The organism is Ochrobactrum sp. AN78, assembly GCF_029909885.1.
GTDB classification, from domain to species: Bacteria; Pseudomonadota; Alphaproteobacteria; order Rhizobiales; family Rhizobiaceae; genus Brucella; species Brucella quorumnocens.
On sequence record NZ_JASAMU010000015.1, the window covers coordinates 66,708 to 91,497 of the forward strand.

Sequence of the window (24,790 nt, forward strand, 5' to 3'; positions counted from 1 at the left end):
AGCCGTCCGGAGTATTCCGGCGAACAAACCAGCTCAACCAGGCAGCGGAGTTAGAATGCGAAACGATCACAACTAATCGCCGGCATTGCCGCATGATAGCAGATAAAAAACATGCCTTTATCTGAAACGGCAGCAACGGGGCCGACAGCAGACAGACGGCTTTCAGCGGATAAGCGTTGACAGCGGTCGCATAGGCCGTTGACGAGGGCGAGGTGGACGAAGATGCGCACTGATGCAGAGGCACACCTGCAAATGGACGATTGCCGATGCAATTCGGCACGGAGCAACGCGCTAGGTAAAGATCACCCGAGTTCAGGATGGAGCTCCGTCGGAGCTTTGAAAGCTGCCTTGACCGGGCCGTCCAGCATTTCTCGAGCAAAGTCGGACCTGTTACCGTCCTCGATATCCGCGCACGCGGCTGCAGGAAGTGCGATTTGAAATGTTCGGTCTCCGGCTTTGACCACTCACGCAAAGTCAACCGCTACTTCGGGGCGGCGGTGGACCGATCATCGAACCTTCGTCAGACGGTTTGCAGCAGTGACAATGCTTGGAACCGCCGCACCGGAGTGGCGGCGTGTCACAATGCGACTATTGATCCACTTAATAATAGTTCGTTTCGCCACGCAGACAGTTCTCCCGCAGAAGATAGGCGCGCCGAACCGGGCGATGATTAGAACTATATTTACTCTATAACCCTCTAAGGCCCTCTTTTTGTGAGGGGCAAAACTCATGCCCCTTGGAGCGGCCTAACGAGCATGGGTTTGAACTTGGCCTCAATGGAAATCTCGTCCTTGCTCAATGCCTAACCAACCTGGCTGCGCCTCCAGACCCAGCGTCCAGAGCAGCAATGGGGCTTGGTTGCAACAAACAGAACTCATCCCGCATCTTCGCTGCCAGAAACGCATCGAGCCCGGGTCTTAGCGCAACAATTGTTGTTGACATGCAACAAGATGCAGTTTTATATGCATCATAAATTATCAATCTTGCATCAGATCGTAGGTTTAGCGCATGGAGCACTTTTCAATCATTCAGGCTCTCTGCCGAACGGCGATGGGCGCACCAACGCCAGCGCTGCGCAAACAAGTCGAGCGGCTAAAGGATGCCCTCGCCAAAGATGGTGAGGAAAAGCAAGCAGCATCGCTCGCGGGGATTCTTGCCACGGCGGAGCGCCTAATGGAGATGGCCCCGAGCCGAATCGAACGCTCGCGAGCGAACCTGTCCGGCGAGACACTCGGCCGCAACACGCCGGTTCCTGTCGATCGTGAAACGGCCGCCGCCTTGGCGGAGATCATCTTCCCGTCTGAAGTCGAAGGAGCGGCCCCGCTTTTCAATTCGACTGTGACGCAGGCAGTTGAGACAATCGTCGATGAATGGACCGATTTCGAGGCGCTTGCGACGATCGATATCGTGCCGTCAAAGACGTGTTTGATCTACGGAGCGCCGGGCACAGGCAAAACTCGACTGGCCCTCTGGATTGCTCGCAAGCTGGACTTGCCCGTTGTTCTCGTAAAACTAGATGGCCTTGTTTCCTCATTTCTTGGGACGACGGCACGCAATATTGGAAATCTCTTCGCATTCGCCAATCGCTATCGCTGCGTGCTTCTGCTTGATGAATTCGACGCGATTGCAAAAGTCCGCGACGATCCCCAGGAGGTGGGCGAGATCAAGCGCGTTGTGAATGCCCTTCTCCAAAATCTGGATGTTAGACAAAACATAGGATTGACAATCGGCATCACCAATCACTCGAAGCTGCTTGATCCGGCGGTCTGGCGCCGTTTCGAGGTTCAGCTTGAGATCCCCAAGCCCGATTTTGAGGTGCGCAAGGCGATCGCCACCATGTTTATGCCCCCGGTGACGGCGCCCGACAGCCATCTACGTCTCATTGCTTGGTTTACCGAAGGTTCCACCGGAGCGGAGATCGAGTCGTTGGTGCGCACATACAAAAAGGCCACCACGGTTCGCGAGGATGATCGACGGGGATTGCTGGATACACTCCGCCAATTTGCGACGCTCAACGCGGCCCGCATTCAGAGTGAACGTCGGACGTTATTGTTCGACGATCCCGCAAACCTGTTCCGAGCCATGCGTGACGACCCCAATCTTGAATTTTCAATGGCCGACATCGGTGAAATCGCGGGGCGGGACAAGTCGACCGTAAGTCGCCAGCTTGGTCGACAGGCGAGTAAAGCCGATTGGGGTGTGAATAATGGCTAGTCCGATCCAGATCGTCCTCAATCCGGACAATTATGAGGAAGCCCGAGAGGCAGGCGGCGGCGGCGGACGTAAAGATTTCTTCGCTCACCGGGATCGAGAATTTGACGCGCACAAGGCAGCCCTGATCGACCAGATCGACACCATTTCCGGGGTTCTTTCCGCGCAAGCTCAGGGACCGATCGGCTACATCAAGGTCATTCTTAAACGGGATGCCTGGGCGAAGAGCCATCGACCCGTTGGAGCACTTTTTCGCAGTGATCGGGTGCCCGTAATCGGGGGTGGAGATCTCGGCGTGATGATTGTCGAAGGCCGCCCATCGGCTTTGGCACAGGTGAAAGCCGAAATCGCCAAAGCCGAAACACAGACCAGAATGCGTTACGACCAGAAAAAGGCGAAAGAGGTGCCGAACCCTTCGGCACAAAGGAGCGAGACGGGAGCAATCGACCGTCTTGAACTCTATGGCGTTTCCGACAAGCGCAACTTTTCGGTCGACGAGGCTGTTGTCTGGCTGGCCAATCCGACGACGGGGAGTGGATATCAGGTCGAGTTGTTCGATGTCCTGCCACCGCGTGCCGAGTGGGATCGCCTCGACTCCGCGCACAGAAGTTTGGTCGAGTCCTTCGTTGCCGGCTTCAACGCCCTTGAACAAAGTCTGTCAGTGGAGCGTCTGCCTAACTGGCGACAGGGGCTCCCGATGCTTTCCGTGCGTCTGGACCGAGCCGGAGATGGAGCCGTCCTACGGCTGACGAGCGTATCATCGAAGGAACGCCGTGAGCTTGCGCCGTTCGACCCGAATGTTCAGCATCACAGCCGCTTGCTGGCTTTCTTAGACAAGCATCCCTTGGTCCGGCGGATCGAGTTGCCCGGCATCGTAGTGCGTTCTGCTCGCCCGGCCACGCCGAGCCGCGCTCGACCAGATCACGCGGTTATGCCGGTTCGCGATAGCCGCAGGACCCATCCGAGGCTGGGCATCATCGATGGCGGTATAAGCCCGGCTTTGTCTGACTGGGTCATCGATCGATGGGACGTGCTGGCTGACGAAGACATGGATTTATCCCATGGCACGTTCATTGGCGGGCTCGCCGTCGCTGGAGCCGGTATCAATGGTGCGGGGACTTGCCCCGAACCCGACGGAGCGGAACTGGTTGACGTAGCTGTCTTCCCAAATGAGCAGAAGGCTGGTGCCTTCGCCTCTTACTATTCGGGCGGCCTCCCTCAGTTCTTCGATGAAATGGATGCGGCTGTCGCAGATGCGCGAGCACGGCATGGCGTGCGTGTCTTTAATATGAGTCTGAACATCCTTCAGCCCGCAGCACCCGATCGCTACAGCCCACATGCGGTTCGGCTTGACCAGATTGCCGAAGAAAACAATGCCGTCGTGTTCATTTCTGCCGGTAACATCCAGCCCCAAGACCTTCGCCCGGAGTGGCCGGTGGATGCGGCAACGGCCCTTTCCAACCTTGCACTTGCGCGAAACGACGGGCTCCTGACGCCAGCGGAGAGCGCAAGAAATGTTGCTGTTGCGGCATTGAATCCACCAGGGCACAGCGGTTGCGTGCCTTTCGCCCCAGCCCGTTTCAGCCGTCGAGGGCCTGGGCTTAGGTCCGGGGGGAAACCCGATCTTGCCCATATCGGAGGAGCAGGTACGCAGCATGCGACGCTGGGGCACGGCCTTTTCTCTATCCTTCCGGATGGAACAGTAGTCGACGGTTGCGGCACCAGCTACGCATCGCCTTTGGTCGCCAAGACGGCAGCTGTCCTCGATCATGCCATCGAGGGCGAGGTCTCTCGTGAAACCCTCATCGGTTTGCTAGTCCACCACGCTGAGATTCCAGAACCGTTGGGCCCGAAAATGCTGGCACCGGTGGCACGGCACCTTGTCGGCTTTGGAATGCCCCCATCTTGTGAACGGATTCTGGAGACAGGCGATCATTCAATTACCTTAGTCTTCGCCTCACGTATCCAGCACGGCCAACAGATCAATTTCCGGTTCCCATGGCCGGCATCCTTGGTCGGATCTGGCGGCAAATGTCGAGGGCGGGCAAAGCTCACGCTCGTATCTACGCCGCCGCTGGACGCCCGGTTTGGTTCCGAGTTCGTCCGGGTAAACGTGAATGCTGTCCTGCAACAGGAGCAAGATGAAGGCAAATGGAAAGGCCGACTTGATCCGCTTTACCTCCCGTCTTCGCGAGAATCGCCGGCGGTCGAGGCGGAACTAATCGAACATGACCTGAAATGGAGTCCGGTAAAGGTCCACGCCAAGACATTCCCGCAGGGAGTTGGGCCTTCGTCGAACTGGCGGCTATTTGTCGAGTATCTGACCCGCGCTGGCGAAGTGATGCCCGAGGGTGGCGTCCCCTTCACAGCCATTCTAACGATCAGCGATCCAGAGGCAGAAAGGCCGGTCTTCAACGACATGCGCCAAAGCCTTCAGGCGATTGGCACACAGATCGCTGACATTCGGACGGCAGCGCGCATCACACCGCGCGTCTAGCGACCTCGTATAGGAGAAATTACTTGGCTCGTTCGAAAGAGAAGCGAATTGGTGATCTACGAGGAAAAACGTCCGATGGAACTGAGGCAGTGGTCAGCGTTTCCAAGATTGGTCGCGATTACAGGATTGGATGTGGTTTCAAAGATCATCTCTGCCATCCGTACGTCCGAGCTATTGAAGGCGTAAGGCGCGAGGCACTGCTCGTCTTCGACGTACGCGATGCAATTTATCAGTCAATTTGAATGGGCCACAAGCGCATCAATGGGGTTCGCGAGCTGGCGGAATGATGAAGGAGATGAAAAGCATGGCTAGATGCACTGCACCAGCAAGGGGCCATCGCTCATCGGCGGCCGCAGCCGACTGTCCTGCATGCGGGAGTCGCTATAGCCGCGGTGGTGGTTACGGCGGGTATGGCGGCGGCCATGGTAGCCGCGAATTATACTCGTCGCCTTCATACTCCTCCTCAGGTAGCAGCAGCGGTCGGAGCAGCGGCGGATCGGGGCGCCGCACCGCAAAGCCGCGCTGGTCGGGAGCAGGTTCGGCTGTGTGGTACACCCCTGAACAAGTGCAGGCGCTCACGCCGGTTCGAGAAAACGTGGAGAACCTAGCGGCCTCGCAGCCTGACCTTCGAGACGTGTTTCTCTGTCACGCATGGGATGACAGGCAGGGCTCCGCCAAAGAACTGCATGATCTGCTCGAAGCGCGTGGTGTCCGCGTGTGGTTCAGCGAGAAAGATCTTGGCCTCGGAGTGCCGATGATGCGGGCGATCGACAAGGGCTTGGTGAATTCGCGCGTCGGTATCGTGTTGGTGACCCCAGCTATGTTGCGATGCCTCCCGGCAGAAGGCATCGCAGACAAAGAGCTTTCAGCGCTCCTCCGACGTGAGCGGCTCGTCCCGGTTGTTCACGGAACGACCTATGAAGATCTTGAGCAGGTCAGCCTCCTGCTAGCCTCCCGAGCTGGGCTGAGCACCGCCGAGGAGTCGATGGCGGAAGTCGCGGCCAAAATCGCCGAACTGGTCGCTACTTAGTCACGCCGGGGCTCAAATCGGGGGCTTCGGCGAATACCGCAGGCTTTCTGCGTCGGTTTGGTTTCCTACTGCACTTCGACAAATTGAGCGAAAGCGATTCGAACTTCTCCGCCGCCGAACGCCGCCATTTCTACGCCTTTCTACACGCGGTCCGGCCTCTGACAGATGCGAGGGCGTGCGCTTGGTGGCTATAGCGTATTATAGAGGGCAATCGGCGGAATTTGGCGCACCGGACGGGATTCGATCTTTCTCCTGACCATTGAGATAACTGTATGACGTGCGTCTGTTTTTGGAAATTCCGAGTTGAGATTTGAATGACCGAAAGGAGAGCGCTTAGCCGCCTTGTAAGCGTGACTTCACCTATGTGGGGGAATATATGGCCCCACTCTAGTAGGGCCATGTAGATTCAAATCTTAGTATGCTCTGCCAATTCCAAAGCATCCTCTATGTCCACACCAAGATATCTGACCGTATTCTCAGTCTTGGTATGTCCGAGCAGGATTTGGATTGCGCGAAGGTTGCCTGTCGCCTTTTAGATCATAGCTGCCTTCGTTCGCCGGAGCGAGTGGGTGCCATACTCTTCACGTCGCAAGCCAATCGCAGTCACCCATTCATCGACCAACCTGGCATATTGGCGAGTGCTAAGATGATCGGTGTGATCAATCCTACTGGGAAAAGCGAAGTCATCAATAGTGCCACCTCTTCGTTCAAGCCACGCAAGTAAGCTCGCCCTGACGTCTGATGTGATTTCAAATTGAACTGGACGTCCAGTTTTTTGCTGAATGACCATAGCGCGTTTCCGAATTTCTTGGCCGCTGACCATGGTTCCAATCTTATCTTCACCAGATCGCAGCCTCTTAGCTTGGTGTCGATCGCAAGATCGAACAGAGCCCGATCTCGCATGCGCCCCTCTACATCGAGAGAGAACCGAATTTCCCAAATCTGTGGTTGTTTCAGGGGCTTTTTGACGCCGACCTTCTGTCCAGCGTTCCACGCTGGACGACAAAGTGCAGCAGGATCATATTGTGCAATACCCATCTGAGTTCTCCTACGGTCGCTATTGGCCATAGGAATAACGCACGAGCGCGATAAAGTGGTGCGACCACTAGCGCCCCCATTCCGACCATTCAGAGTCGCTCTGCGATATCCTAAAAGCTGAAGTTAATCCGCTGCTTCATACGGGCGGTTAAGGGGAAAAGCAGACTAAGAGAAGGTAGCGCAAATCATTCGCCTCGCCTCGCCTCTACGATAATGTTGCCCTGACAGATTAAACATGTTCTGTATAGGAAAAGATAAAATTGTCATGGGGGCAAAATGAAACTTCCTGCAACTTCCCAGATCGAAGCTGGTACATCCATACTGTTCTTGGGTGCTGGCTTTTCGGCTGAAGCGACCAACACCGGCGACGAAGAAATCAAGGACGTGACGGCGCTAATCACTTACTTACTTGGGAAAGTCGGTATTCCGTCTGCGGACGATTACGATCTCGATACTGCGGCAGAGGAATTCCAGAAAGTCTACGGCGACGAAGCTACCATGGTCGCCCTGCATAAAAACTTCCGGACTAAGGCTTATTCGGCGGATCAGGCGATGGTGGTAACGCAGCCGTGGAGACGAATTTACACTACAAATTATGACGACGTAGTCGAGACCATTTGCTCAGATAGTCGTAAGCCGCTGACGAAACATAGTGTCAGCGATCCAGTTAGCCAACCAATGCCTGGTACTACGCAGCTCCTACATATCTATGGTGATGTTGGCAAGGCATCGGCGCAGGAGTTCGCGAAGGCATTCCTGCTTTCAGAACGTCAGAGAGATAACTCGCCATTTTTGAATTCGCCATGGATGAGAGCTTTCCAGAATGACATGCTCGCTGCTTCAAGCGTCATCTTCGTAGGCTTTTCCTTAAGTGACATCGACATCCGTAGGCTGCTCGGCCTTTTGCCGCGCGAGGTTCTCCACAAGATTCATTTCATTGTCAGGCCCGACACAAAGCGACCAGTACTTACGCGAATGGGTAGGTTTGGCACGGCTCACGCAATCGGGCTTTCTTCGCTGGCAGCCCACCTTGGCGTCCAGCGGCCAGGTGCACCCGTCACCTCGTACGCGACTTTACCAGTTTCAATGCATGAAGTTTTTTTTACACCAAGAATGTCGGCTTCGGTGTCCGCCACTGATATCGAGAGACTGTTTATCTCAGGGGCACCCAACCTAGAGAAGTTCTCTCAAGCGGATATCTCGACTGAGCCGGGGTCATATACAATTTCGCGAAGCCGAAACGCATACGCACGCGCGGGCAATAATGCATCGGGGGCCATGCCAATCTTGGTCAACAGTGACGCTGGTAACGGCAAGACAATATTCGCGGACCAAATTGGCTATCTGTACGCGCAGAAAAACTATCGCGTTTTCAAGTTCCAGCGGGAGCCGGAGAACATTGGACACGTTCTTGCATATCTTCAGGCCATTGATGATTCTGCCCTCCTGATCTTCGACGATGTCATGCGCTTCCCCAAACTGCCAACGGCAATACTGGAGCTTAGAAAAAGCAATTTGATCATTTTGGCTACGGTACGATCAAGTTTTCTAGCGACGTCGCTATCGGCAGTGAAGTCGCGGCTGGGCAATATCACGACGATCGACATTGACCTAGACGTGCAGATGCGGGAAGAAGCTTCACGGATCGTCGCATACCTAACCGTGAACGGTTTGCTCGGAAAATACGCTGACTTAACCGACCCAGAGAAACTGGATTTTGTCGAGAGAAAGTGCGGAGGGCAACTTCGCGATATCGTCCTGAGCCTCTACGAAACCGGTGCGCTGCACGATAAAGTCGAGCAGCTTCTAGTGAATTTGCAAGCGTTGGATAAAGGTGCGCAGGATCTGATAATTTTCAGTGCGGTTTTGACGCAAGCCGGTTATCAGGAACTCTCGGATGTTTGGCTTCTTACCAACATCCTCGATTACTCTGGAGCCTTCGAGGATCTCCGCACCTCGTTGGCTGGACATGAACTGAGTGGCCTGGTGAAGATCGATGATGGAGATCTGAGCATTCGGTCTCCCGCGCTGGCTGAATTTATCCTCAAGCGCGTCTTCAACCTTCAGACTATCCTCGATGTTGTGAAACGCGGCCTCTTCTACGTGGATAAATACCTCCGCGACGAAGACGACCTGATCAGGATGGCAAAGGGGCTGCTCAAGTTCTCCGTATATGGACGCATAATTCGTGACGACCGCGAAAACGCGATCATTGAGAAGTTTTACGACGATTGCCGCCTACTGTCATTCGCCGCGCGGGACCCACTATTTTGGGTACAACGCTCAATTTGCACTATGAATGACAAGCAGTTCGATATCTCATTCAGGTTCATCGACAATGCCTATGGCTTGGCAAAAGCAAGAAAGGGAGGATTCGATACCTACCAGATCGACAATCATAAGGCACGCGTTCTACTAACCCAAGCCCGAGAGAACGGGGTCAGTATTGACGGAACCGCGGAGCGTGATGCTAGCTCTCTTCTTCGTGCAGTTTTGGCTAGGAAGAATGATGACCTCTACCATCCGCTTTCAGTTATGCGCATTTACGCCGAAATCGTCGACAGGCATCGTCACACGCTTTCCCCTGAACAAAGGACCGCGCTTAAAGTCTCGATCGAAGCCGGCATCCTCAGTATCTCCAAATTCAAGCAGGCAGGACGCTTCCGCAACCTCACAGAACTTCAAAATCGTCTCGCCGGCGCGGTCAGAGCGTTGAATTGAGGCTTGCAAAAAATCTGTGAGGCACCGCTTTTTTGCAACCGGGAACGCCGAGGACTCACGTCATCCTGAAGTAACAAAGGATCGGTGACCTCACTTCCTCGCGCGTCTCCTATGACAACTGTAGTTGGCATGTACACTCTCAATCTACTGGCGTTGGCGCCGCGAACTGTCCTACGGCTACGCAGATATGCGATGATAGTCGCGCCTCAAAGCTAAGCAGCGTAACCGCTAAAGGTCGCAAAATCGCCAATTGGCTAATGTCTGGTTCTCTTGTCGGCAATCTAAAAGCGGACTTTCCGCTTCCCACCCCATTTCAGACAATGGTAACCAATTTCACGATGGCTGACTTGGATGTCGAAGCAAAAAATGCCTAATTTCCCATTAATATTCGTACCGCTGTTCTTAATAGAAAGTCCATAATAACAGGGGGTTGCAAGAGCAAGAGAACCTATATTCTGCAATTTTTGCAAAATGAAAAATTCTATAACGCACTCTAAAATCAGAAAAAACTCTATGAAATCAATTGGCTGTGGAACCTGGATTCGAACCAAGACTAACGGAGTCAAAGTCCCCGCCAATATATTAATATATAAAACTTTTTTTGCAAAATAATACGATTGATGCTCGTTGTGAATCAATGGGTTATCAAGGATGTGTAAACCATATAGTAGCTATTTTGCACTGGCATTTCGCATACAATTGCTTATTGGAGGCATTGTAAGCGTCTCGCTTCAGACCGTTAAGTATGTTTTCGCGCCACTGACAGGCGATGGGCTAGAGCCTGAATGCTATCTCCAGTCCGTAGCAAACGGCATTCATCCCATCGAGCGAAACCAATCACGTATCGAGAGATGTAAACGGACGACCTCGTCTTCAGCGAGTGGTTTGCAATGTGCAATCGGACCGCGTAGCACGTTTAACGTTGCGGTCACTCTTTCAAGTGCTTTAACATCCTGAAAAATGTCGCTGAAGTCACTCCAGTTTGATTTTATTATCTCCGACAGTTCGCCAAAGGTGGTGTAGTCAATTGCCTCTTGAGATCGGACAGAAACGCCGAATTCTTTCTCCTTTTTCCGTGTTGAAGTGACGTGATTTTTCACATTTTCAGGGACCTTCAAACTCCACCATCGTTCACCGTGTTTTTCGAACAAAACATCTATAACTAGTGAGCGGATCGAGTTTTCCAAGCAGTAGAACACTCGATAGTGCGCACTCATGTCAGCTGCTTCTCGACGAATCTTTTCTTCAAATTGCGGATAGTATGCTTCGTCGATCTTTTCTTCTAACGGCGGCACATGCCCCAAATCCAACTCAAAGTCACGCTCAACGCGTTGAATCGCGGCCTCAATTGCTAAGTTATTCAGGGCGAAGAGTCGGATTCGGTCAGATTGATTATTCATTGGTAAGAAGGTTCGCTCTGATAGCTGAAAAGATGGCATTATAGACGTTTACATCGGTGGTCTCGGGCAAATTGACATTAATAGTATATGCAAGACGTAAATCCGTAGGAGCAGTTGATTCTGCTTTATGCCTTACTAATGATCGGGACACTTCAATGGGCGCCATCTCTTCTTTCGTATGGTCGTCTATAGCTTCAAAATCTGCAAGCTGTTTACATGCTTTAAAGCTTCCTACAATTGCGCTGACTGTTCCATCGCTGGGTTCTTTCCCAGTAACTTCAACGACGAGGTTTTTTAATTTTTCGTCCGTTAGTGCATGTGCGAACTCGTTTTTCTGAAATATATCTGAAAAACCATGTCGCATAGCTTCGGCCATTGCAGCTCCACTGCTATCAGCGTTACGAAAACGTGTGTAAATTTCTGTTGGTGTTCCATCGCTATTTATAAAGCCAAGACGCTTCAAGAATGGGATGAATGGCTTAGCGCTGCCAGAGCCATAACCTAGGATCGTTGCTTGGAAGTCTTGTGTGTAACGTGGCGGAACTTTTGCCTGCTGTATCTTTTCAAAAATCTTTCCTATTAAACCGGTCGAATTTATGAATGGTGGTGCCATGCTTAGTCCCCATATTAGTCATCGCTGCAACAGGTTAGCATCAAGCAAATAGAGTCTTCCAGTGAAAACTCAATAGTTTCGTTAATATTGTAGTAAGTTGATCTTTGCTCATTACATTGCGCATAGCTTTAGCAAAGCTGCAGTGAAAGGCGATAATCCACCGGTCGAGCTTTGTTTATGTGCATGGATAAAGCTCGCCCAAATCACCTTTCAGTTGTCGAGCTGCTTTCGAAAGTTCCTCTTGGAATGTGGACTTTTATCCTTCGCCCTATCACAGGAAGGTCGATGAACTTATGCGCTATAAAGGTGTCTTAGCATATAGCTTATTCGAAGAGGTTTGGAAAATGTACCGTTGTTCTAAAATTAAATGACAGCAAAAACAGGGTTTTATCAGTCGAAAAAATAGTAGTTTGCGTAGTTTACAAACTAAAACTCCCAAAATGGAATCCCAAAAATCGAAGATTATGTAATGAAATCAAATGGCTGGGGAAACCTGGATTCGAACCAGGACCAACGGAGTAAGAGTCCAGTCGATCTATTGATATATAATCTTTATTTTGCAAAATGATGCATTTTGCGCCCCTTATGAATCAATGGTTTAGCTGCGAAATGCAAAACAATGAGCAGCAATTTCGCACCATTCGATCTCATATGATTGCCGCCTCATTTACCGTCTCTAAACGACCCCGTTGCGGTCATCGGTGCGGTGGTTACGGGTATCCCATTGCGGACGAAACCACCGCGTTGTCGTTTCACTGAATGCGGACATTTGGGTCGGTATAGCTGTGATGGCGGCGTCGCGACCGTAGCGGTCATTGATCAGTCGGGAATTTAAGACCTTTCGGCAACGAAATCCATATTACTGTCTGAGCCTCGGCGAGTGTCGCGAGAGATGGCCCTTCCCGTGTGTGTCCTCAACCAGTACGAAGCTGCCAGCCAAAACGAGACGTGCTTCGCCATCTCTAGTCTCGTACTCAACAGAACCATCAAGTCTTACTTTCAGAACAGGCTCCGGCACCCTATGCCATGCAACTTCTCGCATTCCTGCCGGAATAAGCGTAATACGGACGCGAGAGGCTGGGTAACTAGCTGTGACATCGAAGGGGACTGGCGATAGCGTTCCGGCAGACCCTTGTTGAAGAACTGCGCCAGTATTAGCGCTGATTGACCAGGATCCTGCTCTTCCGCTCCGGCTTCTGATGTCTCTCCTTGACCGGAAGGATACGATCTTAGAGCGCTACCTGCAAAAGTAGAATATCGCGATACGCACCACTGCGCTTGATGAAAGCAAGTTCCTCGCGACAGCTCGGCCCGAGAATGCGATATCCCTCGCCTTCTGTGATCACAATATCATCGGGGTGCGGAAGAACGTCTTCGATGCTGCGCCCTTCCCTGATGGCCATTGCCAAAAGCTCCTCCTGAAACTTTTTATAGCGCTGGGCAAACTTTATGTCTTCGTCAACCTCCAAGCTCTGTAACTGTTGGGCTGCGATGATTGCCCTCATCGCATGACCGAGCGCGTGCGGCGATCCACTGGCAGCCGTTTGCAGCATTTTGCGCAAAACCACATTGCCAACGGTCGTGTCCTGTCTCGTCCTTCGCTGACAATCGATATCTCTCGCTCTGCCTCCTCCAGCAAAGTTTGCTGAAGTGGCATCAAACGGTTACGGATGAGATCAGCGCTGCTTTTTGCTTTCTTGCTGATTTCCGTCACAGTGAGCCCTCGTACATGCTGGCTGGGGTACACAATTCATCTGCACCAAGCTGCGATGGCTCGGCAGGTTCGCACCGTCTTTGCTTGTCAACCTCCGAGAAACGTTTGCCTGTCTCCGCCAAAATCACTTGTTCGCCCGTCACCCGCTGGAACCTTCGAATGATTGTGTCACAATAAAGCGGATCAAGTTCAATTAACCGCGCGTACCGTCCACATTGCTCAGCTGCAATCAGGGTCGACTCAGAACCACCAAACACATCAAGGACCGTGTCACCACGACGCGAACAATCACGGATTGCATCCGCGGGCCATGGCAACAGGCTCGACGGTCGGATGCATCGAAAGTTCTTCGTTGCGCGAAGCACCAAGCGAACTGATCCCCGGATAGTCCCAGACATTCGTGCGATAACGGCCTGTATCGCCTAATCCAAAATTATTGATAAGCGCTGCTTTGCCTTTTTTGAACACAAATACCAGCTCATGCTTGGAACGATAAAACGTACCCATGCCGCCATTGGTCTTGTTCCACACACAAAGGTTCTTCAGTTCATCAAACACGTCATGCCCTGCACAAAGCACCTCACGCATATGACGCCAGTCCATGCATACAAATGCGATCGCACCGTCTTTGAGTTGTGTCGCTGCAGCCGCAGGCGTCTGACGTAAAGACTCTGTGAAGGCTGCTTCAGTCATTTCGCCAGCCGCCACTTCGAACTCACGATGTTTAAAGCGTCCAAGTCCACTGACGTGACCATCAATCGGCACATTATAGGGCGGATCGGTTAACATCATCGTCGCCTGTACACCATTCATAAGCTTTGCAACCGCTTCAGGCGAGCGAGAGTCAGCACACAAAAGCCGATGAGGTCCAAGTTTCCAGATGTTGCCGGCTCTCGTCACAGCAGGTCCAGCATGGGAGCGGGTCAGCTGCATCAAGCGCCGCAACAGCCTCTCCATTCTCCGATACCTGACCGTCAATGATCAGATCGACCTCAGCCATCGAGAAACCCCAGGGCATCAATATCGAAATCGAGATCAATGAGGCCCTGCAATTCGATGGCAAGAATATTTTTGTCCCAACCAGCATTTTCCGCGAGCCGGTTGTCTGCCAGAATATAGGCTCTGATCTCGTCGCTAGACAGATGTGCGAGTTTCCGGACCGGCACTTCCGTCATGCCGATCTGCTTTGCAGCCTCAACGCGGCCATGTCCGGCAACAATCATGTTGTCATCTGAGATCAGAACCAGATTGCAAAACCCGAAGCGCTTTATACTCTCGGCGATTTGCCTGATCTGACTTTTGGAATGCGTTCGGGCGTTGTTTGAATACGGAATTAATAAATGAACAGGGTACAGCTCATCACTTGATGAATGCATATGCAATCGCCATTGGCCCGCAACATGCGGGAAATATATGGGTTTTTAGTATTGTTTGGACGCTCGAGCTGCACAAACCATAGCGGCGCAAACGGACAGTTTGCAACCCGTCAAACGCAAATAGCAAAACTGTTTCCCGTTTTTGGAAGCCACCATCAAGGGATTCTTCAAGACCCTTCAAAAATATGGGATTCCTTCAAAGCCAGATACCTGCATTTATCGGTAGAATAATATTCTACATATGACGCGCTACTAATTAAATCTGGGTGGGAAATGGACCGAATCACAGGCTTTCAGGGAAGCGCTTTTCCAGAATCGAGCGAGCCGCCGATTCCGTTGTGCCCGATTCCATCACCTCAGCGACAAGATAGCACCCGAACTGCCGTACAGCAGCACGCCCAGTCTTGAACCGGACAGATGGTCCTTCGCTGCCCAAAGCGGACCCATGCCTGGCACCGCCCCACTGGAAGGTGGCAAGCACCTCATACCAGTCAACTTCGGGCGTTTCCTGCATGTCGGGGTTAAAAGCATCGGGCGCGATGATCAAACGAAACAGTGGTTCGGTAACATCCTCAAAGTCCAGACGTCCGCCGCTTTCAACAAGCCTCTTCAATTCCGTTAGAAACTCGCAATCCGTATCATATCCACGAAAGTAACCCGGTCGGAGCTCTTTGCGTTTTCTCTCCACAGGATTACCATAAACAACATCGGAGAATAGTGCTGCGTCACCTAAAAATGCGCCAATCTGCAGTTGCGCAAAGGTCTCCTTCGGAAGGTGGGAAAACACCTTGATGGAATCCCACAAGACTGAAATCCGCAATCGCTTTTCAAGCGCAAGGTCTTCTGTATCCGCAATCAAATCTGCCATGCCGACACCTTTCAAACGTCCCCATGGTGATGGCCAATGACTGCGTCCTTATTGCGTCAGGTACGTCCCGATACCTGCCTTGCCTGTGAGCCCATCGCGCAAAACGCTTATCGGTGCTGGAAAAAAGCTATTGGCTATCTGAACACTGTTCTATGGGTCAATCCACCGACAATATGGCAGTATAGTCCATCGCCCCCTGCAATATATGCACAATAACCACACGCCCCTCATATACGCGATAGAAAATGAGGTAGGCACCATGAACCCGACGGCGGATCCCGTATTGCTCATATCGCGGGACCAGAGGGAAACCAGTCGGCATCGCAGCCAATGTCTCACATTTAACACGTAATTCCCGGATAAAGCTAAGCGCACGATTGGGATTATCCCTTGCGATGTAATCTGCGATCCGTTCGATATCGCTTTCGGCCTCCTGCGAAAACTCAACGATCATCTGAGTTTTCAGACTGTTCAACAGCAACGCGGTATTTCGCTTCAAGCCGGTCGAAAACTTCGCCAACAGGCTTGGTTTGGCCCGCATCGGCATCGCCAATGCCTCGCATGATCGACGCATCAAGCGCTGTAAGTCGCGTCTCACGATCCTGGATCAGCCGCACACCTTCTCGCAGCACTTCACTTTTTGAACCATAGCGCCCCGTATCAACGAGTTGCTTGATATAGGTTTCAAGTTGTTTTCCTAAGTCAGCGCTGATCATAGCGACGCCTCCATTGAATGAATGGCGTTCAGGCTCCCACATTTATCAACTATTATCAAGGTGCTTCCTGCCTGTCCGTTCCCTAAGATGCCCCAGTGAACATTGCGGCAAGCAGTCTGCCTTTCATAGGCACCTCTTCGAGCCAGAATAACCGCAGCAACATCATCGCGTCATGACGGTATTATGTTCTCTTTCCATAATAATTTCGTGCGCAAAACACTTCCCGCTTATTGGCAAACGATCTCCATAACCTGGCAAGGCCATTTCATTCAACGACCCTGCGATCTCGCCAAACGGAAAAAAGGTTTCAGATAACAGCAACAGATTCCCACTTAAACGCAATCGCTTCCCACGAAATGACAATCTAATCCCACCAAAAAGCAATCCCAAACCGGTTGGCAGCAAGCGAATACCGATCAAATTGACTTTCTGTTTGGCGTATTTACCGCCGCCATTTGATCATCGCGGGGTACATAATTCCACGCAAATCGTTGCATCCCATTGATTTTACGCCCCTTTTCCGAACACTCGTTGAACCTATATCTACATCAAAACCTGTTTTTCGCTACTCCCAAGCAAGACCGGTTCGCGCAAGAAAAAAAGCACAACCCTTCACGCGTGCGGCCCTGTCCAAATGTCCCAGCTGATGACCTCGCCGATGAGGTTCCCCCCCGTGACCTCATCGATAGTTTTGCCAAACCCGGATGGCGAATTTGTCAATCTCTGTCAAAGACCGCGCAGGAGTTTGAAGGCAATGGCCCACATCACACAAGCGATGATCGCTTCAAGGATGCGCCAGGCCTGCGGGCGGGCAAAGATCGGACGCAGCCAGGACGCCCCATAGCCAAGCATGAAAAAGAACAGAAACGAGCCGGTGACAGCGCCCGCCGCAAATTCGAACTGGTGCCCCGGGAACCGTGTCGAGATTGTTCCCAGCAAGACGACAGTATCCAGATAGACGTGCGGGTTGAGCCATGTCAGCGCCAGACACATTGCGATGGTTTTGGTGAAACTGGTGGTCGTTGCCTGTTCGACTGCCAATGCGCCTGACGATCGGAGGGCCGTATATAAGCTCTTAAGACCGTACCAGATCAAAAACGCCGCACCGCCGTAGCGCATGAGCGGATCAATCCACGGCAGGAGCGTCACCACTTTTTGAAAACTGGTGACACCGATGACAATCAACACAGCATCGGAAAGCGCGCAGGTCACACTGACGGCGAAGACATGGTGGCGGCGGATGCCTTGGCGCAGCACAAAGGCATTCTGGGCTCCAATGGCGATAATCAGACTGAGCCCAATTGACAGGCCGGTGAGGTAGATTGCTGGGTCCATCGGTGCGTCTCTTTCGAAAACAGTGCCGAGAATGCAGTAGACGCAAGCAGGGCTTTAGCCTAATTAAATATCCTAACCGAAGTTAAGGACAGCTAACCTATGATTGACTATGCCGCGTTGCGGGTTTTGCAAACCATTGTTCAATGCGGCAGCTTCGAACGCGCGGCTCAGCTGTTGAATGTGACGCCATCGGCGGTCTCGCAGCGCATCAGGCAGCTTGAAGACCGGGTAGGAACGACGCTTGTGATCCGCGCGTCCCCCTGTGTTGCCACAGAAAAGGGTGATTGGCTGTGTAGACACATGGAAAATGTCGGCATTCTTGAAACCGAGCTTTTCAAGAACCTCCCTTCTCTTGCCCGTGACATCGAGCCCTCCCGGCAGGTCACGCTGCACATTGCCGCCAATGCGGATAGTGTGGCGACCTGGTTTCTCGCAGCCGCTGCCACATTCACCAAGGCATCGGATTATCTATTAAAGATTTCAACGGATGATCAGGAGTTTACCGCAGATTGGCTGGCACGCGGCCAGGTGATTGCTGCCGTTACAAGTGCAGAGAAGCCGATACCGGGCTGCAAGCGCCTTGCCCTTGGCAAACTGCGATACCATGCGACAGCCAGTCCGGAATTTGTGGCGCGTTATTTTTCTGCGGGCGTCACGCCCAAGACGCTTGCGGCGGCGCCTTCCTTGACGTTCAATCAGAAGGACCGTCTGCAATCGAATTGGATCAGACAGCTGTTCCTGCAAGAGGTACAGGGGCCGGTGCACTGGCTCCCCTCGAGCCACGGCTTTGTCGAGGCATGCCTGATGGGAATGGGGTGGGGCATGAATCCGATTCACCTAGTCAAGGATCATCTGGCATCGGGACGGCTCGTGGAACTTTTGCCCGCTCAAACGCTGGATACGCCGTTGTTCTGGCAGATCAACCGGCTCGCGGCAGATCGACTGTCGCTGCTGACCAAGACAATCGTCGCCGCAGCAGAGCGCGCACTTCGTTGAGCACACCGCTTTTTATGCGCAGGATGATGCGTTGAAATTGTGTGTGTCGTAATGTTATGGCCGCGCAGGCTCGCGAAGAATTGAGCCGGGTGTGATTAAGCGGCGGCGATTATTCATCGAAAGCATCCATCAACGCGTTGAAGTTGTGAAAAAATCTTCTAAGCATTGTGGATCGATATATTTTTAGAGCCTTTGGCTGCAAAGATGAAAGAGGCGTTGAATGGCTGTTCAATCGAGGTCAGTGCGGATCATCAAAACCGTGATCGAAACCATCCGCCCACAGTTCAATATTGAACTTTGGGACGGGACACGCATCGGCAATTTCGATGGGGCAGCCTTGGTTATCAATGATCCGACCATCGTTCGACAACTTCTCCTCAAGCCGAATTACGATTCCTTAATCGATATCTGGGTTTCAGGTCGTGTCGACGTCAAGAATGGCAGCATTTTTGATCTGGCCAATGCGAAGATTGACGGAAAACTCAAGCAACGCATCAAGGAACTGCCGAAATGGCAGCTCTTGAAGGATCTGCCTGCGCTGGTTTTTGCAGGTAAATCGGCCGCCAAAACGACAATCGACGGCAAATCGCCTTTTGTCAGCGGTTCGAACAAAGAGGCGATCACCCATCATTACGACGTGTCCAATGGCTTCTACCAGTTGTTTCTCGATCAGCGCATGGTTTACACCTGCGGTTACTTCACCGATTGGAGCAACGACATTGACCAGGCGCAAAAGGACAAGCTCGAGTTGATCTGCCGCAAGCTGCGGCTTCAGCCCGGAGATCGTCTGCTCGATATTGGTTGCGGCTGGGGCGCTTTGCTTATCTATGCTGCGCAGAATTATGGCGTTGTGGGAACGGGTGTTTCTCTGTCGGAAGCGCAAACGGAATTGGCGCGGGAGCGCATTCGGTCCGCTGGGCTCGAAGACAGGATCACCATACACGTCAAGTCCTATGCTGAACTTGATGATCAGTTTGACAAGATTGCGTCAGTGGGCATGTTCGAGCATGTCGGCATTGATAACTACGATATCTATTTCACCGCCGTGAACAGGCTTTTGCGACCGGGTGGCCTTTACCTGCATCACGCCATTACCCGCCGCATGAAGCGGAATAAGAAAGCCTTCAATCGTAAGAGCGCCGAGCATCTCGCCTTGGTAAAATATATTTTCCCCGGCGGCGAACTGGATCATCTGGGCATGACGATTGAGAATCTTGAAGGACATGGCTTCGAAGTTCACGACGCGGAAAATCTGCGTGAACATTATGGCCGCACCTGTCGATTATGGTGTGAGCGGCTCAGCGGCAATTTTGAACGGGCCGTCTCGGAAGTCGGCTATGCGAAGGCGCGCCTGTGGGTTCTGTATCTGGCGGGTTGCGCCCTGGCTTTTGAACGGGGCACCGTCCAGATTAACCAGACCCTTGCCTCGAAGCGGAAACGTGGCATCTCAGCGGTCCCGCAAACACGCGAGGATATCTACCGCGATTTTCGCAGCGGGGATTAGGTGGGCTCCGCCTCTTGACCGAGATAGGAAGCCCTCTTGCCACCGCGAACAAGAGGGCTTTTTCCCTTAATTCTGCTGCATCACATCACGCCACAGATCAATGCTTCCCTCACTGGCATGACGGTCGATCGCCGTGAGTTCCTCGTCGGAGAACGCCAAGTTGTTGAGCGCATCGAGCGAGTCATCAAGCTGCGCGACAGTCCGCGCTCCGATCAGAGCAGAGGTGACACGCGGATCCCGCAGCACCCAGGCAATGGCCATCTGGGCCAGCGATTGCCCCCTTTTTTGGGCGATCTTGTCGAGTTCACGCACCCGCCCGAGATTGTCTTCGCTCAGCAGTCGTTCGTTAAACGAGCCGCCCTTCGATACGCGCGCATCCGTCGGAACACCACCAAGATATTTTGATGTCAGGAGCCCCTGTGCCAAGGGCGAGAATGCAATGCAACCGGTTCCCAAATCATTGAGTGTTGTAAGGAGTTCAGCTTCGACCCAGCGGTTGAGCATCGAGTAAGACGGCTGATGGATCAACAGCGGCACGCCATCTGCGCGTAACAATGCCTCTATTTCGCGGGTCCGCTCAGGATTGTAGGAGGACACACCGATATAAAGTGCCTTGCCCTGGCGAACCATCTGAACCAGCGCAGACACGGTCTCTTCGAGCGGGACATCGTTGGTTGGACGGTGCGAGTAGAAAATATCGACGTAATCCAGTCCCATGCGCGCAAGGCTCTGGTCAAGGGATGCCAGCACGTGCTTGCGCGAGCCGCCGCGACCATAGGGTCCGGACCACATATCCCAGCCCGCCTTTGTCGAAATCACCAACTCATCGCGATGATGGCGAAAATCTTTCTTGAGCACCGTTCCGAAATTCTCTTCGGCCGAGCCGTAGGGGGGGCCGTAATTATTGGCGAGATCGAAATGGGTCACGCCGCGATCAAAAGCGTGCCGGATGATCGCGCGACCGGTCTCAAACACATCTGCGCCACCAAAATTCTGCCACAGACCCAGTGAAATCGGTGGCAGTTTTAAACCCCAACGTCCGGTTGCGCGATAGTCGACAGCTTCATAGCGCTGCGCATCAGGGATATACATGTGCTCTCCATTTTATTCTTGCGGGCTGACTGCCCTGTCACCTTCCAGAAATACCCGCTGCCGATAGTTGAATCAATCATCGCAAATTCAATGGATCGTTTCATTCAGCTCAACGATGGAGGGGTCGCAGTTCCCGTATCGTCTTGATCAGCATCTGCAATCCGTAAGGCAATTGCCGACGACTTGAATAATAGAAGCTCAGCGGTGGTCCCGGAGAGGCCCATTCCGGCATAAGGATTTTCAAGCGCCCCGCCTGCACATAGGGTTCGGCGAGTTTTTCGAGGCAATAGGCAATGCCGGTACCAGCCAGGGCTGCTGCGATGGAAATATCGGTGGATCCGGATATCAGCGAGCCAGGCACATCGATCTTGCAATGCGCGTCGCCACGATCAAACTCCCAATGGTAAATCTGTCCGCGCCCGGTTCTGATCCGGATGCATGCGTGATTCATCAGATCCCGCGGGTGTTCGGGATGGCCTGCACGGGCAAGATAGCCGGGCGATGCCACAGCCACCCAGTTGAGTGTCGTGCTGACAGGCACTGCGATCATGTCTTCCGGGATTGATCCGGCATAGCGCAATCCGGCATCGAAACCCTCGGCCGTCACATCCAGGAAGTTATCCTCGGCGGCAATTTCCAGTTCAATATTGGGATAGCGTTCGCAGAATACGGGCAGGACCGACTGCAGCAGCAACGGCACGGCGTCCTTGAGCACATTGATGCGCACGCTTGCAGCAATCCCACTGAACTGCCCCTGCAATTCTTCGAGACCGCTATTGATGATATCAAGCCCAGTGCCGACTTTTTCGGCGAGTACTGCCCCGGCCGCTGTCGGCGCCACACTCCGGCTGGTCCGATTGAGCAGGCGCACCCCAAGATGGCTTTCCAGCGTCTTCATGCGGTGACTGAGCGCGGAGACAGAGACATCAAGCTGATCAGCCGCCTTGCGAAAACTACGGTGGCGAACGATCATCAGGAAGACAGCGAGATCCGAAAGCTGATTTTTATTGGTGACCAAAGCCCGCCCCTCCCGATCGATACGGATATTGATGATTGGCGGATAAAGCCAAGGACCACCCCTTTCCTGCACCGGTCACGGCAATGAAAGCAAGCCGCATTTTGCGTGGTCAGGCGGCAGCGCATCGGCTTCATACGATGATGAGATGCTTTGTGCTTGTCAGATCAGCGGCGGCATGGGCCTGAACGCCTTGAGCGGCTGCAGAGCTGCTGCGGAGGAACGCAAAATGATGCGGACGCACGCGTCTTGCGTGGCATCTGGGAAGCAACCGCCTTTTAACAGCGCCGATCGCCAAAGCGGGACTGTTGTTTTGTGGCAAGTGATCTTTATCAACCATAGGCGCGTCGCTGTCTCCCCAAGGCTGATTAATCCCGAAAATCGCGCATGCGACGAGCATTGGCTAAGCATGATAAAGCATTGAGCGAGACCATACTCGACAACTGCCTTGTGGGAGGCGGGATCGTCAGGCTGGCAACAGCGTTGGCAATATCCCGCGGTGAGCCGGATGCGTGTTCTGATGCTCAGGAAGCAAGAGCGCCTTGCCGGACCTCAGACCGGCCATCATAGCGGCGTCATTCACACGGGCGTTCAATACCAGCCAGGCAGCCCGAAGGCGCAACTGTGGCGGGCGGGGGAGCGGGCCACGAAGGATTTTTGCGACGAACACGCAGTGGTTTACCGCGCAGTTGGGAAAATGGTGGTGGCGACCAGTCCACTGGAACTGTACCGTCTATAAGCGTTGAAAACAAATGCCGCAGCCAATGCCATCTAATGTCAAATGGTCGGAACGGCATCAGCTTTCTGAAATGGAGCCGTCAATCACCAGCCTCACGGCGCTGTTTGTTGAATAGAGTGGTATTGTCGATTATCAGGCGATCGCAACAACGATGGGCGCGCTGATCGAACAACGCGGTGGCGCAATCAAGTTGGGCATTCATGGCACATCGCTTGAGGAGCGCGGTGATTTTATTGGTATCCATCGCGATCAGGGCGTTTTGGAAAGCCGCTATGCGATTGCCTGTGCCAGCCTGCAGGCCGACCGGCTGGCGCAGTGAATATTATGCGCTGCGCCCGCAACTGAGCAGGCTCATCGAGCGCATGATCAATCCCGCGCCTGATCCCGCCATGCCATTTCTCGCAATCCACCTGACCGTCCCGGCGCGCCGATCAAAAGCTGATAGCGAAAGCAACGATGCGTTACAGAAGTCGCAGTTTGCGCGCATGAAAGCCCTCTGCGAAACGATCGGGCGCGCGGCATTCCATGCCACGAAGTCGGGCAATCGCGCGAAATGTCTCACGATCAAACCAGTCCTTGCAACGCTGAGTGCTGAAATGCTGCATGAGCAGGTCGATTTTTTTATCAAGGATTTGCGCAGCGAGCGCGACATAGGTGTTTGGCTGTGAGATATCGCCATCCCACTTGGGAATTTCATATTCCAACACAAGCTGATCGCGAAACACGTTCCAGGTCAGTTCCTGAACCGTCCGATGGTCCTGATGTGCATCGAAGCCGCCATGCGTGAAGACGAGGTCCGGTGTGAAGCGGTCGCGCAGCGCCATCAACCAGGCTTTGATCTGCCTTGTCTGCGCAGGAAAATAGCTGTCCTCAAAACCACCGAACTGAATGGAGCAGCGATGCGCTCCGCTTGTAAAGGCTTGCGCACAAGCCATTGCTTCCGCCTGTCTCAGTTCGTCACCCGAGAGCACACACCATTCGATATGAAGCGGCGCCCCACTTGCAATCAGGCTCAGAACCGTCCCGCCACAGCCGATTTCGATATCGTCTGAATGGGCGCCCAAACAGAGCAGCTTGAGCGGTGTTTGTCGCTCGGAGAGACGGGTAAGATCGATCATAACGCAAGCGCGATATTGGCAGCCTGCATTTGCGTCCGATGCTTTTTCCAGGGCATATCGCCTTTTTCGACCATGTCCTCCAATGTCTGCCAGTCACGCAGTGTGTCCATGGACCGCCAGAAGCCCTCGTATTTATAGGCCATCAGCTGATTGTCGGCGATCAGGCGGCCGAACGGTTCGAGCACCAGTTCTTCGCCCTCGCGCATATAGTTGAATATTTCCTTGCGAAACAGGAAATAGCCGCCATTAATCCAGATATCGGACGTATTGGACGTCCTGAATGCATGAACCGCACCATCTTCAGCAATATCGGCAAGGTGATAGGTCAGCGGTGGGCGGACCGCCAGGAAACAGGCGAGCTTTCCACTTTTCTCAAACCGCTGCTTCATGTCATCGAGATCGACATCGCTCAAGCCATCACTATAGTTGGCAAGAAACATATCCTCTCCTTCGACATGGGCACGTGCACTCCACAATCGTTCACCGATATTGCGCCATATGCCGGTATCGAGCAGGGTGACGCTCCAGTCGCGGTCGACGTCTTCCAGCAAGCGCACATTGCGACCACCGTCGGAGACGACGCAATCGGCGAAGGTCTGGGGGCGGATGTTCAAAAAGAAGTCTTTGACAACATTGGCCTTGTAACCCAGGCAAAGGACGAAATCATTATGTCCGTAGTCGGAATAATATTCCATGACATGATGCAGAATGGGTTGATGTCCAAGCGGTATCATCGGCTTGGGCAGATTTTCCGAATATTCGCGTATTCTGGTACCAAGACCACCGCAGAAAAGAACGACTTTCATG

The 24,790-nt window shown here is 53.0% G+C and carries 23 protein-coding genes and 2 pseudogenes; 8 read left to right on the plus strand and 17 right to left on the minus strand.

From position 1 onward, the window contains the following. Positions 1-1,008: 1,008 nt before the first annotated feature. The 4 genes from QBD00_RS20985 to QBD00_RS21000 all read left to right on the plus strand — a co-directional run bounded on the left by QBD00_RS20985 (position 1,009) and on the right by QBD00_RS21000 (position 5,738). Positions 1,009-2,214, plus strand: coding sequence for an AAA family ATPase (locus QBD00_RS20985; RefSeq protein ID WP_318580442.1), 1,206 nt, complete (start codon positions 1,009-1,011; stop codon positions 2,212-2,214). Continuing rightward, on the plus strand, positions 2,207-4,708 hold the full coding sequence (locus QBD00_RS20990; RefSeq protein WP_318580443.1) for a S8 family peptidase: 2,502 nt from the start codon (positions 2,207-2,209) through the stop codon (positions 4,706-4,708). The genes QBD00_RS20985 and QBD00_RS20990 overlap by 8 nt, the downstream gene beginning before the upstream one ends. A 23-nt stretch (positions 4,709-4,731) precedes the next feature. Further along, a complete protein-coding gene (locus tag QBD00_RS20995) occupies positions 4,732-4,950 on the plus strand; it encodes a hypothetical protein (RefSeq protein ID WP_318580444.1) in 219 nt (72 codons plus the stop codon). A 62-nt stretch (positions 4,951-5,012) separates the two neighbouring features. Continuing rightward, positions 5,013-5,738 carry a toll/interleukin-1 receptor domain-containing protein gene (locus QBD00_RS21000; RefSeq protein WP_318580445.1) on the plus strand — a complete coding sequence of 242 codons (726 nt, stop codon included), beginning with the start codon at positions 5,013-5,015 and terminating at the stop codon, positions 5,736-5,738. Between the two features lie 406 nt (positions 5,739-6,144). Here QBD00_RS21000 and QBD00_RS21005 read toward each other — a convergent pair. After that, positions 6,145-6,776, minus strand: a pseudogene (locus QBD00_RS21005) (tyrosine-type recombinase/integrase). Positions 6,777-7,052: 276 nt separating this feature from the next. Between QBD00_RS21005 and QBD00_RS21010 the strand changes: the two are divergent. Then, positions 7,053-9,497 (plus strand): SIR2 family protein, encoded by a 2,445-nt coding sequence (locus tag QBD00_RS21010; protein WP_318580446.1) that lies wholly within the window; start codon positions 7,053-7,055, stop codon positions 9,495-9,497. An 815-nt stretch (positions 9,498-10,312) separates the two neighbouring features. Here the strand turns inward: QBD00_RS21010 and QBD00_RS21015 are convergent. The 12 genes and pseudogenes from QBD00_RS21015 to QBD00_RS21070 all read right to left on the minus strand — a co-directional run bounded on the left by QBD00_RS21015 (position 10,313) and on the right by QBD00_RS21070 (position 17,519). After that, on the minus strand, positions 10,313-10,897 hold the full coding sequence (locus QBD00_RS21015; protein WP_318580447.1) for a Swt1 family HEPN domain-containing protein: 585 nt from the start codon (positions 10,895-10,897) through the stop codon (positions 10,313-10,315). Beyond that, positions 10,890-11,510, minus strand: coding sequence for a DUF5343 domain-containing protein (locus QBD00_RS21020; protein ID WP_318580448.1), 621 nt, complete (start codon positions 11,508-11,510; stop codon positions 10,890-10,892). Before QBD00_RS21020 ends, QBD00_RS21015 begins: the two co-directional genes overlap by 8 nt. A gap of 812 nt (positions 11,511-12,322) precedes the next feature. Further along, positions 12,323-12,675 (minus strand): annotated as a pseudogene (locus tag QBD00_RS21025) (hypothetical protein). A gap of 64 nt (positions 12,676-12,739) precedes the next feature. After that, positions 12,740-12,913 carry a hypothetical protein gene (locus QBD00_RS21030; RefSeq protein ID WP_318580449.1) on the minus strand — a complete coding sequence of 58 codons (174 nt, stop codon included), beginning with the start codon at positions 12,911-12,913 and terminating at the stop codon, positions 12,740-12,742. Positions 12,914-13,220: 307 nt separating this feature from the next. Next, the gene (locus tag QBD00_RS21035) at positions 13,221-13,622 is read right to left on the minus strand and encodes a DNA methyltransferase (RefSeq protein ID WP_318580450.1); all 402 of its coding nucleotides are present in this window, start codon (positions 13,620-13,622) and stop codon (positions 13,221-13,223) included. Next, complete coding sequence (locus tag QBD00_RS21040; RefSeq protein ID WP_318580451.1) at positions 13,513-14,169, minus strand: DNA-methyltransferase; 657 nt, start codon at positions 14,167-14,169, stop codon at positions 13,513-13,515. The genes QBD00_RS21035 and QBD00_RS21040 overlap by 110 nt, the downstream gene beginning before the upstream one ends. Before the next feature lie 47 nt (positions 14,170-14,216). After that, the gene (locus QBD00_RS21045) at positions 14,217-14,600 is read right to left on the minus strand and encodes a ParB/Srx family N-terminal domain-containing protein (RefSeq protein WP_318580452.1); all 384 of its coding nucleotides are present in this window, start codon (positions 14,598-14,600) and stop codon (positions 14,217-14,219) included. Positions 14,601-14,883: 283 nt separating this feature from the next. Continuing rightward, on the minus strand, positions 14,884-15,468 hold the full coding sequence (locus QBD00_RS21050) for a hypothetical protein (RefSeq protein WP_318580453.1): 585 nt from the start codon (positions 15,466-15,468) through the stop codon (positions 14,884-14,886). Between the two features lie 157 nt (positions 15,469-15,625). Continuing rightward, positions 15,626-15,922: a type II toxin-antitoxin system RelE/ParE family toxin gene (locus QBD00_RS21055; RefSeq protein ID WP_318580454.1), complete on the minus strand. Its 297-nt coding sequence runs from the start codon at positions 15,920-15,922 to the stop codon at positions 15,626-15,628. After that, positions 15,912-16,184 (minus strand): type II toxin-antitoxin system ParD family antitoxin, encoded by a 273-nt coding sequence (locus tag QBD00_RS21060; protein WP_151094100.1) that lies wholly within the window; start codon positions 16,182-16,184, stop codon positions 15,912-15,914. Before QBD00_RS21060 ends, QBD00_RS21055 begins: the two co-directional genes overlap by 11 nt. A gap of 162 nt (positions 16,185-16,346) precedes the next feature. Next, positions 16,347-16,604, minus strand: a complete 258-nt coding sequence (locus QBD00_RS21065) for a hypothetical protein (RefSeq protein ID WP_318580455.1) — start codon at positions 16,602-16,604, stop codon at positions 16,347-16,349. Between the two features lie 306 nt (positions 16,605-16,910). Then, entirely contained in the window at positions 16,911-17,519 is a 609-nt protein-coding gene (locus QBD00_RS21070; protein ID WP_151094098.1) for a LysE/ArgO family amino acid transporter, read from the minus strand. A 99-nt stretch (positions 17,520-17,618) separates the two neighbouring features. Here QBD00_RS21070 and QBD00_RS21075 point away from each other — a divergent pair, with 99 nt between their 5' ends. After that, the gene (locus QBD00_RS21075; protein WP_151094096.1) at positions 17,619-18,515 is read left to right on the plus strand and encodes a LysR family transcriptional regulator ArgP; all 897 of its coding nucleotides are present in this window, start codon (positions 17,619-17,621) and stop codon (positions 18,513-18,515) included. Positions 18,516-18,735: 220 nt separating this feature from the next. After that, the gene (locus QBD00_RS21080; RefSeq protein ID WP_318580456.1) at positions 18,736-20,019 is read left to right on the plus strand and encodes a cyclopropane-fatty-acyl-phospholipid synthase family protein; all 1,284 of its coding nucleotides are present in this window, start codon (positions 18,736-18,738) and stop codon (positions 20,017-20,019) included. Between the two features lie 66 nt (positions 20,020-20,085). Here QBD00_RS21080 and mgrA read toward each other — a convergent pair whose 3' ends face one another. Beyond that, entirely contained in the window at positions 20,086-21,111 is a 1,026-nt protein-coding gene (gene mgrA, locus QBD00_RS21085) for an L-glyceraldehyde 3-phosphate reductase (RefSeq protein WP_318580457.1), read from the minus strand. Positions 21,112-21,220: 109 nt separating this feature from the next. After that, the gene (locus tag QBD00_RS21090; RefSeq protein WP_151094090.1) at positions 21,221-22,129 is read right to left on the minus strand and encodes a LysR family transcriptional regulator; all 909 of its coding nucleotides are present in this window, start codon (positions 22,127-22,129) and stop codon (positions 21,221-21,223) included. An 887-nt stretch (positions 22,130-23,016) separates the two neighbouring features. On the opposite strand from QBD00_RS21090, the gene QBD00_RS21095 reads away from it, so the two are divergent. After that, positions 23,017-23,184, plus strand: a complete 168-nt coding sequence (locus QBD00_RS21095) for a hypothetical protein (protein WP_191793617.1) — start codon at positions 23,017-23,019, stop codon at positions 23,182-23,184. A 142-nt stretch (positions 23,185-23,326) separates the two neighbouring features. Here QBD00_RS21095 and QBD00_RS21100 read toward each other — a convergent pair whose 3' ends face one another. Together QBD00_RS21100 and QBD00_RS21105 are read right to left on the minus strand one after the other, a co-directional pair. Then, positions 23,327-23,983, minus strand: coding sequence for a PIG-L deacetylase family protein (locus QBD00_RS21100; protein ID WP_318580458.1), 657 nt, complete (start codon positions 23,981-23,983; stop codon positions 23,327-23,329). Beyond that, positions 23,980-24,789, minus strand: a complete 810-nt coding sequence (locus QBD00_RS21105) for a sugar phosphate nucleotidyltransferase (RefSeq protein ID WP_151094084.1) — start codon at positions 24,787-24,789, stop codon at positions 23,980-23,982. The genes QBD00_RS21100 and QBD00_RS21105 overlap by 4 nt, the downstream gene beginning before the upstream one ends. Between the last annotated feature and the right edge of the window lies 1 nt (position 24,790).

Excerpts from the sequence above, each read along its gene's own strand:
- QBD00_RS20985 (WP_318580442.1), top strand. The coding sequence starts at position 1,009 with ATGGAGCACTTTTCAATCATTCAGGCTCTCTGCCGAACGGCGATGGGC.
- QBD00_RS20990 (WP_318580443.1), top strand. The coding sequence starts at position 2,207 with ATGGCTAGTCCGATCCAGATCGTCCTCAATCCGGACAATTATGAGGAA.
- QBD00_RS21000 (WP_318580445.1), top strand. The coding sequence starts at position 5,013 with ATGGCTAGATGCACTGCACCAGCAAGGGGCCATCGCTCATCGGCGGCC.
- QBD00_RS21010 (WP_318580446.1), top strand. The coding sequence starts at position 7,053 with ATGAAACTTCCTGCAACTTCCCAGATCGAAGCTGGTACATCCATACTG.
- QBD00_RS21015 (WP_318580447.1), bottom strand. The coding sequence starts at position 10,897 with ATGAATAATCAATCTGACCGAATCCGACTCTTCGCCCTGAATAACTTA.
- QBD00_RS21020 (WP_318580448.1), bottom strand. The coding sequence starts at position 11,510 with ATGGCACCACCATTCATAAATTCGACCGGTTTAATAGGAAAGATTTTT.
- QBD00_RS21030 (WP_318580449.1), bottom strand. The coding sequence starts at position 12,913 with ATGGCCATCAGGGAAGGGCGCAGCATCGAAGACGTTCTTCCGCACCCC.
- QBD00_RS21035 (WP_318580450.1), bottom strand. The coding sequence starts at position 13,622 with ATGTCTGGGACTATCCGGGGATCAGTTCGCTTGGTGCTTCGCGCAACG.
- QBD00_RS21045 (WP_318580452.1), bottom strand. The coding sequence starts at position 14,600 with ATGCATTCATCAAGTGATGAGCTGTACCCTGTTCATTTATTAATTCCG.
- QBD00_RS21050 (WP_318580453.1), bottom strand. The coding sequence starts at position 15,468 with ATGGCAGATTTGATTGCGGATACAGAAGACCTTGCGCTTGAAAAGCGA.
- QBD00_RS21055 (WP_318580454.1), bottom strand. The coding sequence starts at position 15,922 with ATGATCGTTGAGTTTTCGCAGGAGGCCGAAAGCGATATCGAACGGATC.
- QBD00_RS21060 (WP_151094100.1), bottom strand. The coding sequence starts at position 16,184 with ATGATCAGCGCTGACTTAGGAAAACAACTTGAAACCTATATCAAGCAA.
- QBD00_RS21070 (WP_151094098.1), bottom strand. The coding sequence starts at position 17,519 with ATGGACCCAGCAATCTACCTCACCGGCCTGTCAATTGGGCTCAGTCTG.
- QBD00_RS21075 (WP_151094096.1), top strand. The coding sequence starts at position 17,619 with ATGATTGACTATGCCGCGTTGCGGGTTTTGCAAACCATTGTTCAATGC.
- QBD00_RS21080 (WP_318580456.1), top strand. The coding sequence starts at position 18,736 with ATGGCTGTTCAATCGAGGTCAGTGCGGATCATCAAAACCGTGATCGAA.
- mgrA (WP_318580457.1), bottom strand. The coding sequence starts at position 21,111 with ATGTATATCCCTGATGCGCAGCGCTATGAAGCTGTCGACTATCGCGCA.
- QBD00_RS21095 (WP_191793617.1), top strand. The coding sequence starts at position 23,017 with ATGGGCGCGCTGATCGAACAACGCGGTGGCGCAATCAAGTTGGGCATT.
- QBD00_RS21100 (WP_318580458.1), bottom strand. The coding sequence starts at position 23,983 with ATGATCGATCTTACCCGTCTCTCCGAGCGACAAACACCGCTCAAGCTG.
- QBD00_RS21105 (WP_151094084.1), bottom strand. The coding sequence starts at position 24,789 with ATGAAAGTCGTTCTTTTCTGCGGTGGTCTTGGTACCAGAATACGCGAA.